Raw genomic sequence first — 11,392 nt, 5'->3', positions numbered from 1 at the left:
CGAGCGTGCGCGAGGCGCGCAGATGAGCACCGCGGCCCTGGTCGGCCCTACCGTGGCCCCGGGCGGTTCAGCTGCCAAGACGCCGAGGACCTCCGTGTGGCGCATCCGCCTGATCCAGGTTGCGTCGGTGGCGGCCGTGATCGGCTTGTGGCAGCTGCTCACCGCCAACAACGTGCGATTCTGGCTGCGTTTCGACACACTGCCCACGGTCACCGACATCATCGCCGAGTTCGGTCAGCAGTTTCAGAAGAACCAGTACTACGTGGACATCGCGCAGTCGCTGATCAGAATTCTCACCGGGTTCGGTCTCGCGGCGGTGATCGGCGTCCTCGCAGGCATCGGGCTCGGCCGTTCCGGGCTGCTGGCCGCCGTCTTCGGCCCGCTCACCGAACTGGCGCGCCCGATCCCGGCGATCGCGCTGGTGCCGGTCGCGATCCTACTGTTCCCCAGCGACGAGTCGGGGATCGTCTTCATCACCTTCACCGCCTCACTGTTCCCCGTGCTGGTCAGCACGAGGCACGCGGTGCGCGCACTGCCGACCATCTGGGAGGACGCGCTGCGCACCCTGGGTGCCTCGCGTACCGATGTCCTTGTGCGCGTGGTCTTTCCCGGCATCCTGCCCGGTGTCTTCAGTGGTTTGTCGGTCGGCATGGGTGTGGCATGGATCTGCCTCATCTCGGCGGAGATGATTTCCGGCAGGCTCGGCATCGGCTACCGAACCTGGCAGGCCTACACCATCGTCGATTATCCGGCGGTGTTCGTCGGAATGATCACCATCGGCATCCTCGGCTTCGGCACCTCCGGGCTCGTCGAACTGGCCGGGCGCCGGATCACCCGCTGGCTGCCACGGGAGGCATCGCAATGACGACCACCACAACACCGTCCACCACGGCCTCGACACCCACGGTGGCAGGAATGCGGTTGGCATTGGATGGTATTCGGATCGCCTATGGCAGCAAAACCGTGATCGAGCACCTCGATCTCGCTATCGCGCCGGGCGAAATCCTCGTCGTTGTCGGTAAATCCGGGTGCGGAAAGTCGACTCTGCTGCGCGCCATCGCCGGACTGCGCACACCAGAAGCCGGGAGCATCCGGGCCGACGGCACAACAGTCACCGCCCCCTCCGCGGACCGCGCCCTGGTATTCCAGGACGACGCACTACTGCCATGGCGCACCGCGCGACAGAACATCGAACTGGCGCTGCAGCTGCGCCGGGTTCCCCGCGCCGAACGCAAAACTACGGCGCAACGCTGGGTCCAGGAGATCGGTCTCACCGGCTACGCCGACTACCTTCCCCGCGACCTCTCGGGCGGCATGCGGCAGCGCGTGCAACTGGCGCGCAGCCTCGCGGGCGAACCACGCTCGGTGCTGATGGATGAACCCTTCGGCGCACTGGATACCCAGACCCGAACCACCATGCAGCGCTTGCTGATCGACACCTGGCGTGCCCATCCGACCACGATTGTGTTCGTCACCCACGACCTCGACGAGGCGCTGCTGCTCGGCGACCGCATCGCGGTCCTGGGCGGCGGTGCGCTGCGCGCTGTCGTCGAGGTGCCGAATCCGCGCGAGGCCGCGGACCGCGCGTCCGTGAAGGCCGAAATCTTGGAGACATTGTGAGTTCAGGCGACACCACGAACCCCGCAGGGACACTGCAGATTCCGGACCTGCCCGATCGGGTCCGACTGGACTGCGACGTGCTGGTCATCGGTGGCGGCACCGCGGGCACCATGGCCGCGCTCACCGCGGCAGAGCAGGGTGCGAATGTGCTGTTGCTCGAGAAGGCGCATGTGCGGCATTCCGGCGCGCTCGCGATGGGCATGGACGGGGTCAACAACGCAGTCATCCCGGGCAAGGCCGAACCGGAGGACTACGTCGCCGAAATCACCAGAGCCAACGACGGAATCGTCAACCAGCGCACCATCTATCAGACTGCCACCCGCGGTTTCGCGATGGTGCAGCGGCTCGAGCGCTACGGGGTGAAGTTCGAGAAGGACGAATACGGCGAATACGCGGTGCGTCGCGTGCACCGGTCCGGCTCGTACGTGCTGCCGATGCCCGAGGGCAAGGACGTCAAGAAGGCGCTGTATCGCGTGCTGCGCCAGCGCAAGATGCGCGAAAGGATCCGGATCGAGAATCGGCTGATGCCGGTCCGGGTGCTCACCGCCGAGGGCCGTGCGGTCGGCGCGGCCGCATTGCACACGCGCACTGGCGAATTCGTCGCGGTGGGCGCCAAGGCGGTAATTCTTGCGACCGGTCCGTCGGGCCGGCTCGGTCTGCCTGCCTCCGGCTACCTCTACGGCACCTACGAGAATCCGACGAACGCGGGCGACGGCTATTCGATGGCCTACCACGCGGGCGCCGAGCTCAGCGGCATCGAATGCTTCCAGATCAACCCGCTGATCAAGGACTACAACGGTCCCGCCTGCGCCTACGTCGCCAACCCGTTCGGCGGCTATCAGGTCAACGCCGCAGGCGAGCGGTTCGTCGACTCCGACTATTGGTCGGGGCAGATGATGTCCGAGGTGAAGCGCGAGATCGAATCCGCGCGCGGGCCCATCTATCTCAAGGTCTCGCATCTGCCCGACGAGACGCTGTCCACGCTCGAAGGGATCCTGCACACCACCGAACGCCCCACCCGCGGTACTTTCCACGCCAACCGCGGCCACGACTATCGCACCCACGACATCGAGATGCACATCTCCGAAATCGGTTTGTGCGGTGGGCATTCCGCTTCAGGCGTCTGGGTCGACGAGCACGCGAGAACCACGGTCCCCGGCCTGTACGCGGCGGGCGATCTGGCCTGCGTGCCGCACAACTACATGATCGGTGCTTTCGTCTTCGGCGATCTGGCAGGCGCGCACGCCGCCGCCACCCTGCCCGAGCTCGAGGCGCCCGCAGCACTCCCCGAAGACCAGCTGGCCGAAGCCCACGAGCTTATCTACCGGCCGCTGCGCCAACCGGACGGCCCACCGCAGCCGCAGGTCGAGTACAAATTGCGCCGTTTCGTGAACGACTATGTGGCCCCACCGAAGACGGCCGCGAAGCTCTCCATCGCGGTCGAGACCTTCGAGCGCATGCGCGGCGAGATCGCCGAAATCGGAGCTCGCTCGCCGCACGAGCTCATGCGCGCGGTCGAGGTGTCGTTCATCCGCGACTGCGCCGAAATGGCGGCACGCAGTTCACTCACCCGGACCGAATCACGCTGGGGGCTCTACCACGAACGGGCCGACCTGCCCGACCGCGACGACACCGAGTGGCGCTACCACCTCAACCTGCGCAAGAACGCCGACGGCAGCATGGAGTTCCGCAAGCGCCCGGTCGCGCCGTATCTGGTTCCCGTGCCCGGTCTCGACGATCTCCCTTCGGCGGACTCCACCGTTGTCCCGGTCCAGCAGCCGAAGCTGGTCGGTGGTCGAGCGCCCGCAGCGGCCCGCCGCACCGTCCGTGATTCGGTCGAACCGCCCTCACCCCGGCTCGTGACCCTATTGGGCTTGGATTCGCCTACCGTGCAAGAACTCTCGACCTATCTCACCGACGAGGACGCGGGTGTGCGGGTGGCGGCGCTTGCAGTGCTGACCGAGAACACCCCGGACGGTTTCGCCGCGATCCTGATCGACGCGCTCGACGATTCCGCCGCCTCGGTGCGCCGTGCGGCCACCGCCAGCCTGCGTGAACTCGTCGAGGTGCTGCCCGCGGCTGCTGGTTTGTCGGATCGGCTCGATTCGCCCGACCCCGTCGTGCGCGCGACCGTCATCGACCTGCTGCGGGCGCTGCGCTCCGGCTCCGCACCACAATTCACTGCGGCACTGACGGATTCGGATCACCGCGTGCGCATCGAGGCGGTCCGGGGACTGGTGTCGCTCGACGACTGGCGCGGCGTCGCCGCGGCCGCCGGCGACGAGAATCGCGAAGTCCGCATCGCCGTCGCCCACGGTATCGCGGCCATCGCGCACGAAGGTGTCGACACCGTGCGCTCGCTCGCGGCGGACCCCGATCCCCTGGTGCGCGCCGCAGCACTGGCCGCGTTCGCGAGTCTCGGCGTCACCCCCGGCGACATCCCGATCCTCGCGAACGCACTCCAGCATTCCGCATGGCAGGTCCGAGTGGGGGCCGCCCGCGGACTGGCCGGAGCCGCCCCGGCCACCGCGGTGCCCACGCTCACCGAAGCCCTGCTCGACCCGCACCTCGACGTCCGCAAGGCCGCCGTGCTCGCACTGAGCACATGGTCCGACGACGGATCCGCGCACGATGCGCTGAAACAGGCCGTCGACGACACCGACGCCGATGTCCGCGCCTACGCCCGGCGCGCCATCACAGGGTAGGCGGCACGAAGGCGTGGTTTGTGCGTGAGAACGCGTCGGGTCGAGGCGGGTACCAGCCTCCGCCCGCACTCCATCCATTAGCGCGGCTAACGCTTCCTTGACGCGCCGAAGCGCTCGACAGCGGCGTCGCCGATGCTATCGCCACGGCAGAACCGTGGCTGGCCAATCCTGATCTGCCCGAACGCATTCGCGCTGGCGGCCCGTGAAACGTGGCCGACAAGGCCACCTTTTACAGCGGTTATCACCTCGGTTACACCGATTATCCGACGCTGAACGCCTGACCCTCTCCACTCCGGACCGGACCGCATTCGGCGGTCCGGGTCCCTGCCGCGCGAAAGCATGCACCCTCGCCCGGCAACTGTGAATTCCGCTTGGCCGCCCGCCCGAACGGGATGCCACTGCTGTCGGACTTCGAATTGGCGACCACCGAGATACCCACATCCACGGCATCGGCGTGCGCTCGGCCGCGGACCTCGACGCCCGATCAGCGCGTGCGCACCGTGCTCGCGGGATCTCGATGCACGCGGATCGCGCCGGGACCGGGGACCGGGTGGGTCTCACGGGCTGTCAGCGGGCCGTGCCCGTGTGCGCAGTGCAGCACGGCGCGCACCGGCTCATCGCAGGCGTCGTGCCGGATCTCCACGGCAGGCCCCTTCGGGTCGGCGAGATAGGTATCGCCCCACTGCATGAGAGCGACCAGGGCGGGGAACAGATCTCGGCCCTTCACGGTGAGCCGGTATTCTTGACGGGCCCGAGATCCTGGCTCCTGGTAGGTCTCTCGGGCCAGGATGCCCTGTTCGACCAGGGTGCCCAATCGGGTGGCGAGCAGGTTGCGCGCGATGCCCAGGTTGGCCTGGAAGTCGCTGAATCGCCGCACGCCGTAGTAGGCCTCGCGCAGCACCAGCAACGTCCACCGCTCGCCGACCACGGCAAGCGTCCTCGCGACAGAGCAGTTCTCCGCGCTGTATTCGGCTCGGTCGGTCATGGCACGAGTCTACCTCTGAGTTGACTATCCAATACTCAGGGTCGTACGGTGCATCTGAGTTGCAAAATTCAACCTAGCTGAACCGAGGTTATGGCCATGCCCATGCTCGACGCATTCATCCCCGAGGGCGCCCTTTCCGAGGACGCCGAGCGGCAATTGATCGCCAAGCTGACCGACATCCTGTTGCTGCACGAGGGCGCCGACCCACAGAATCCGGCAGCCCGTTCGATCGCGTGGGTGTTCCTGCACCGCCCCGCCGCCGTGTACGTCGCGGGCGAGCCCGCAGACGCTCCCCGATATCGCTTCATTCCCTCGGTGCCACAGGGACAGTTCGACGACGAGCGACGGCGTGCGATCGTCGCGGCCGTCACCGACGCGGTGCTCGATGCCGAGGACGGCGCCTATCCGCGCAACCCGCTGCGAGTCTGGGTGTTCCCCAATGAGATTCCCGATGGCACATGGGGCGGCGGCGGCCGGATATTCACACTGGCCGACATCGCCGGCTTCGTGACAGGCGATCCAGAGAAAGGCCGCGCCTACGCGGAGTGGCGACTGGCGTCGGCGCGATAGCGCGGCAGTTCTAGCCGCGGCCGGCGTCGTTGCGTGCGGCGTCGACCGCGGCCACGAACAGGTGCGCCAATTCCTCGATGTACTCCGCACGCGGTAGATCTATTGCGCCGCTGAGCCATTGCGCCGCCGCGTCCGCCTGACCGCCGATGATGATGTGGGCGGCAAGCAGCAACCGCGTGCGCCTGCGGCCGATGAAGGGGCCGTGCACAAGCTCCGCCTGTTCGGCGGTGTACTCGGCGAACCGGCGGACCGAGTCGGCCTTGCGCGGCGCGGCGACCTCGTTGCCGATCGCTTCGGTGAACAATCGCGCCCTGCGCGGGTCACCGGTGAAGTAGTCGATGAAAACCTCCATCGCGGCACGAGCACGCAGGAACAGGTCCTCCGGCTGCGCCTCGACCGCCGTGCGCGCCAGGGCGAAGAACTCCTCGAACATGGTGTCGAACAACGCGACGAGCAGATCTTCCCTACTACTGAACTGCTCGTAGAAATAGCGCTGGGTCAGCCCGGCCCGCTCACACACCGATGTCATCGTCAGCTTCACGACGCCGTTCGCGCCCACCTCATCGAAGCCGGCCTCGATCAAGTCGGCACGACGCTGCGCGAGCCGATCCTCAGCACTGACCCCACGGAAGGGACGGACCACCGAAGACATGACGCAATCTTGACACACGGCCGTGTCAAGTTCAGACTTTATGCACAGTTGACATAGATCACAGTCAGCTTCCCCCTCGCCGTGGAGGAACGATGTCGACCTTCCTGATCAGCCCGCCGACCGCGCCACCGAAAAGCAGCGGCCTGAAATCCATCGCCGGATCGCGCGGCATGCCGATCATCGGGGAAAGCTACGCGATGCTGCATCACCCGGAAGCATGGGCACGCGAACGCTACACCCGGTACGGGCCGGTGTCATGGACTACGGGCTTCGGCCGACAGGTCGTGGTCCTGCTCGGCCCTGATGCCTGGGATATTCCGATGGCCAACCGGGACAAGGCATTCGGCAGCGGTCCGGCCTGGGACTACCTGATCGGGCCATTCTTCCGGCGTGGCATCATGCTGCTCGATTTCGAAGAGCATCTGTATCACAAACGGATCATGATGCAGGCCTTCACCCGTTCCCGCTTGACAGGCTATCTCGACGCCATGAACCCGATCATCGAGCGTGGCTTGGCGGACTGGACGGCGGCGGACTCCTTCCGTGGCTACCCGGCGATCAAACAGGTCACCCTCGACATCGCGACAAGAACCTTCATGGGCGCCGCCCTCGGCGACGAATCCGACAGGGTGAACCAGGCTTTCATCGACTGTGTACGCGGCGGCACCGCCTATCTGCGCTTCCCGATACCCGGGCTGCGTTGGTCACGCGGCCTGCACGGCCGCAAGGTGCTCGAGCAGATGGTGCGAAAGCAGCTGCCCGCCAAGCGCACCGGCAGCGGCGACGATCTGTTCAGCGCACTGTGTCACGCGCGGTCCGACGATGGGCAGAGCTTCACCGACGACGATGTGGTCAACCACATGATCTTCCTGCTGATGGCCGCGCACGACACGACGACCATCACCATGTCCACGATGATGTATTACCTGGCCAAACATCCAGAGTGGCAGCAACGTTGCCGCGCCGAAAGTGCGGCGCTCGGCACTGATGTGCTCGACTACAACAGCCAGGAACAGCTGACCTCACTCGACCTCGTCATGAAGGAATCGCTACGCCTGCTCGCTCCCCTGCCGAGCATCCCGCGCGCCGCAGTGGCCGACACCGAGGTGCTCGGCCATTTCGTTCCGGCGGGCACCTTTGTCACGGTGATGCCTCAGTTCACCCATCATATGCACGAATACTGGCCCGAACCGGAACGTTTCGACCCCGGCCGATTCTCCGAGGAACGCCGCGAGGACAAGATCCACAAGCACGCCTGGGTGCCCTTCGGGGCGGGCGCGCACAAATGCATCGGCCAATATTTCGGTGGCATGCAGGTCAAGGCGTTCATGCATCAACTGCTGCGGAAGTTCGAGTGGTCTGTCGAGCCCGACTACGAATTACATTGGGACAGAACATCTCTCCCGCGCCCAAAAGATGGCCTGCGGGTCCGGCTGCAGCGACGTTGACCTCGGTCACGCACAGCGGAAACGGAATTCGGCGACCGGTGTGACACCGGGAACGACGGCCACCTGAACGTGGGTGGGGTCGGCCAGCTGGCAGCCGGAGGGCACCATCGTGACCTCTGCTCGGTAGCACCCTTCGGGAAGGTTCCGTGTCACAGTCCCGTCGCCGCCGGTCGTCACTGTCGCCGACAGCGCACCCGTAGCGCACGGCGTGAGCCCGACCTCCACTCCGGTCACCGGTAGCCGGTCCAATCCGGTGACCGCCTGCACCTTCACGGCACCTTCCGCGGGCACCCGCGCGCCCGACACCGCGCCACCCGCCATCGCTGCCAGTACCGCAACCCCGACTACAGACCCGACGAACACTGTCCTGCGCACCATGGACTCCTACCCTCGATGAGGACGCCTGTCGCCCCTGCGCCAATATAGGCGCTGGTCAACGCAATCCGGGTCAGCCGCGCCCTCGAATATCTCCCGATGTTCGGCCCGCCCGACTCGCACGAACAGGCGCCCCATGAGCGTCTCGGGCATAACGCTGAGCATTCCAGCCATTGGAACACTCACCCACAGTCCCTAGCGTTGGCAACAGACGAACGACAACGGACGGGACGAGTAATGACCATGCAGATCGGCGTAATCCTGCCTACATCCACACCGGATCCGCAGCAACCGATACTGGGCGATGTTCGGGCGAGTGCGCGGTTCGCCGAAGAGCTCGGTATCGAGTCGGTGTGGTCCACAGACCATCTCATCGCGAGCGCGCCGATGTTGGACAGCACTGTGACCCTGGCGACCGCGGCGGCAGTGACCGATCGTATTCGGATCGGCTACAACGTCTTGCTACTAGCGTTGCGGCCGACCGCCTGGGCGGCCAAGCAGATCAGCTCATTGCAGTATGTGTCGGGCAGTCGGCTCCTGCTCGGCGTCGGCACCGGCAATCCTGCGCACGGCGATGTCGGGTGGCGGGCCGCCGGTCTGTCGTTCGAGGATCGCGGGCGTCGGACCGATGCAGCATTGCGGGCACTGCCTGGACTCGTGACCGGACAGCCGACGATATTGCCCGACGGGCTGGAGGTGACGCTGTCGCCCGGTTCATCGATGCCGCCGGTCCTGGTGGCGGGCAATGGGAATCGGGCACGACGCCGCGCCGCCGCCTACGGCGACGGGTGGATCACGCTTCAGACCGAACCCGATCGGATAAGCGCGGAAATCGCCGAGCTACAGGAACTCGCCGCACAGCATGGGCGACCGACACCGGCGGTAACCGTTGTCGCACCAGCGTTGTCGGCCGATCCAGGGCACGCCGCCGAGCAGGTGGCCGCCTATGTCGCCGCGGGAGTGCGACGACTGACCCTCGCCCCGACCGGCCCGGACTGGCGACGCGACTATGAGTTCGCCGCAAAATTGGTTACCACGCAATAGATCTGTGGTGATCAGTCGGCGACGATCACCACTCCGCTGTCCGCTTCGAGCAGTTCCACCGTGCGCGCGGCCGCGGTATCGATGTGCACCCGAGGTTCGGCAGGCAGTTCGGTCTCGTAATACGTTCCGGGTCCATAGAATTGGCCGTATTCGACAACCACACCGTGCGCAGCGAGCACGGCCGCCTCGTGATCGCGGATCACCTCACCGCGCCCGGCGGGCGGCTCCCACGCAATGCTCTGCGCAAGGAACCGTTCAGCGCCGGCGGCGCGCGCCGCGGCGAGCAGGTTCCGCGTCCCCTCGGTCCGGATCCGCGCATTCGCGCCGGCCAGCTCCGGCAGCAGCGCGGCGTCGTCGGGCAGGTCGGTGAGCTGATGCATGACGAGGTCGGGCCGGAATTCGACAACCGCGGCGGTCAGCGCGGCCAGATCGTAGACATCGCAGACCACCGGCCGCGCACCCGCGGCGCACACCTGTTCGGCCTTGGACGGCGAACGAGTCATGCCTGCCACCTCGTGACCTGCCGCGATCAGCAAGGGCAGCAGCCGTACTCCGATGACACCGGTCGCGCCGGCCAGAAAGATCCGCACACGGTCACCCTATCCATCTCGGTCGAGGCTTCGACGACCTACGCCCGGGCGTGGGTGGCGCAGGCTCGATTAGCCGCTCGTATGCTCGTTGCACAGCGGAGTCGATCGAGATGGAGGATCCAATGGCGGATCGGGAAGTCCTGACCTGGGAATTGTTCGGGTCTGCGAGTCGGGAACTGGCGACCGAGATCGCCGAGGACGGATTCGAGCCCGACCTGATCCTCTCCATCGCCCGTGGCGGCCTGTTCGTCGCAGGCGCACTGGGCTACGCACTCGACGTGAAGAACCTGCACGTAATGAACGTCGAGTTCTATACCGGCATCGACCAACGTCTGGACCTGCCGGTCATGCTCCCGCCGGTCCCACAGGCCGTCGACCTCGCGGGTGCGACGGTCCTGGTCGCCGACGATGTCGCCGACACCGGCGCCACCCTGAAGCTGGTGCGTGACTTCTGTGTCGACCACGTGGCCGAGGTCCGCTGCGCGGTGATCTACCAGAAGCCGCACTCGGAGGTCGACTGCGAGTATGTCTGGCGGCGCACCGACCGTTGGATCAATTTCCCGTGGTCCACCGAACCTCCGGTGGTCCACCGTCGGGCACAGGTCCTCGACGCCTGAGGCGGACAGCGTTCGACTACGGCGCCGAACGCGCGGCCACGATGGAGTCGAGTCGCTCGCCGAGGGCGTTGACCTGGTCGCGCAATGCAATGACGGTGTCCAACGGATAGTCGACGGCGGCCAGCACCGACTCGATCATCTCGGTGGCCTGATGCCGTAGGGCCTGCCCCGCGTCGGTGGCGCGCAGTTCCACCGCTCGCCGATCGTGCGCGCTGCGGATGCTCTCGACCAGGCCATGCGCCTGTAGCCGTTGGATGAGCGGCGAGACGGTGCCGTAGTCCAGGCGTAGTTGCTCGCCCAATTCCTTCATCGTGATGGCAGGTCGCTCCCACAGCGCGAGCAGCGCGAGGTACTGCGGGTAGGTCACCCCCATCGCGTCGAGGAAAGGCCGATAGGCCGCCGTCATCGATCGGGACGTGGAGTACAGGGCAAAGCACAGCTGTGCAGCGAGCGAGAGCAGGTCGTGGTCTTCGGCCGCTTCGACACGCACCACGGGCGTGGGATGCGCTTCATCGGGCATTAGAGCACTCTATAGCAGCGAATTCGCCCCTGTAGACGTGCTGTTACGGCGTGACGGCACGGGAAGTGGACGGATGCGATGACACCTGTTTTTCCGACACCTGTTCTACCGGTCGCGGTCCCGACTCCGGGCCGTCCGTTGTCCGGTCTCGCAGACGAGCGTCCGATCACCGAACTGTTCCGGGCGGCCCCCCGCCGAGAGCCGAAGTGGCTGTGCGGCATCCGGCGCATGGATGTCAACTGCCGGGTGTTCGTCACGGACCTGTT

12 protein-coding genes are annotated in these 11,392 nt (G+C 66.3%); 7 read left to right on the top strand and 5 right to left on the bottom strand.

Annotated features, from left to right (window positions below):
- The first annotated feature begins 22 nt into the window (after window positions 1-22).
- Genes ACLMAL_RS12370 through ACLMAL_RS12360 form a run of 3 tightly spaced genes read left to right on the top strand, consistent with a single transcriptional unit; the run spans window position 23 to window position 4,325 of the window.
- Entirely contained in the window at window positions 23-865 is an 843-nt protein-coding gene (locus ACLMAL_RS12370; protein ID WP_411999189.1) for an ABC transporter permease, read from the top strand.
- Window positions 866-906: 41 nt separating this feature from the next.
- Window positions 907-1,620 (top strand): ABC transporter ATP-binding protein, encoded by a 714-nt coding sequence (locus ACLMAL_RS12365; RefSeq protein WP_411999248.1) that lies wholly within the window; start codon window positions 907-909, stop codon window positions 1,618-1,620.
- 32 nt (window positions 1,621-1,652) lie between these two features.
- Window positions 1,653-4,325, top strand: a complete 2,673-nt coding sequence (locus ACLMAL_RS12360; protein WP_411999247.1) for a fumarate reductase/succinate dehydrogenase flavoprotein subunit — start codon at window positions 1,653-1,655, stop codon at window positions 4,323-4,325.
- A gap of 484 nt (window positions 4,326-4,809) precedes the next feature.
- Here ACLMAL_RS12360 and ACLMAL_RS12355 read toward each other — a convergent pair whose 3' ends face one another.
- Window positions 4,810-5,310: a helix-turn-helix domain-containing protein gene (locus ACLMAL_RS12355; RefSeq protein ID WP_328399812.1), complete on the bottom strand. Its 501-nt coding sequence runs from the start codon at window positions 5,308-5,310 to the stop codon at window positions 4,810-4,812.
- Window positions 5,311-5,406: 96 nt separating this feature from the next.
- Here ACLMAL_RS12355 and ACLMAL_RS12350 point away from each other — a divergent pair, with 96 nt between their 5' ends.
- Window positions 5,407-5,880, top strand: coding sequence for a tautomerase family protein (locus ACLMAL_RS12350; RefSeq protein WP_328399810.1), 474 nt, complete (start codon window positions 5,407-5,409; stop codon window positions 5,878-5,880).
- A 10-nt stretch (window positions 5,881-5,890) separates the two neighbouring features.
- On the opposite strand, the gene ACLMAL_RS12345 is transcribed toward ACLMAL_RS12350, so the two are convergent.
- Window positions 5,891-6,532 (bottom strand): TetR/AcrR family transcriptional regulator, encoded by a 642-nt coding sequence (locus tag ACLMAL_RS12345; RefSeq protein ID WP_328399808.1) that lies wholly within the window; start codon window positions 6,530-6,532, stop codon window positions 5,891-5,893.
- 92 nt (window positions 6,533-6,624) lie between these two features.
- Here ACLMAL_RS12345 and ACLMAL_RS12340 point away from each other — a divergent pair, with 92 nt between their 5' ends.
- On the top strand, window positions 6,625-7,980 hold the full coding sequence (locus ACLMAL_RS12340) for a cytochrome P450 (protein ID WP_411999188.1): 1,356 nt from the start codon (window positions 6,625-6,627) through the stop codon (window positions 7,978-7,980).
- Window positions 7,981-7,986: 6 nt separating this feature from the next.
- Here ACLMAL_RS12340 and ACLMAL_RS12335 read toward each other — a convergent pair whose 3' ends face one another.
- The gene (locus tag ACLMAL_RS12335) at window positions 7,987-8,355 is read right to left on the bottom strand and encodes a hypothetical protein (RefSeq protein WP_411999187.1); all 369 of its coding nucleotides are present in this window, start codon (window positions 8,353-8,355) and stop codon (window positions 7,987-7,989) included.
- A 237-nt stretch (window positions 8,356-8,592) separates the two neighbouring features.
- Here ACLMAL_RS12335 and ACLMAL_RS12330 point away from each other — a divergent pair, with 237 nt between their 5' ends.
- The gene (locus tag ACLMAL_RS12330; RefSeq protein WP_411999186.1) at window positions 8,593-9,399 is read left to right on the top strand and encodes an LLM class flavin-dependent oxidoreductase; all 807 of its coding nucleotides are present in this window, start codon (window positions 8,593-8,595) and stop codon (window positions 9,397-9,399) included.
- Between the two features lie 11 nt (window positions 9,400-9,410).
- On the opposite strand, the gene ACLMAL_RS12325 is transcribed toward ACLMAL_RS12330, so the two are convergent.
- Window positions 9,411-9,989, bottom strand: coding sequence for an NAD-dependent epimerase/dehydratase family protein (locus ACLMAL_RS12325; RefSeq protein ID WP_411999185.1), 579 nt, complete (start codon window positions 9,987-9,989; stop codon window positions 9,411-9,413).
- 122 nt (window positions 9,990-10,111) lie between these two features.
- Between ACLMAL_RS12325 and ACLMAL_RS12320 the strand changes: the two genes are divergently transcribed.
- Window positions 10,112-10,606, top strand: coding sequence for a phosphoribosyltransferase (locus tag ACLMAL_RS12320; protein WP_328399798.1), 495 nt, complete (start codon window positions 10,112-10,114; stop codon window positions 10,604-10,606).
- A gap of 16 nt (window positions 10,607-10,622) precedes the next feature.
- On the opposite strand, the gene ACLMAL_RS12315 is transcribed toward ACLMAL_RS12320, so the two are convergent.
- A complete protein-coding gene (locus tag ACLMAL_RS12315) occupies window positions 10,623-11,126 on the bottom strand; it encodes a MarR family winged helix-turn-helix transcriptional regulator (RefSeq protein ID WP_411999184.1) in 504 nt (167 codons plus the stop codon).
- Window positions 11,127-11,392 lie beyond the last annotated feature (266 nt).

Source organism: Nocardia sp. CWNU-33, assembly GCF_046764895.1.
GTDB lineage: Bacteria > Actinomycetota > Actinomycetes > Mycobacteriales > Mycobacteriaceae > Nocardia.
The sequence above is the reverse complement of the archived record's forward strand: the minus strand, read 5'-3'. Positions and strand labels throughout refer to the sequence as shown.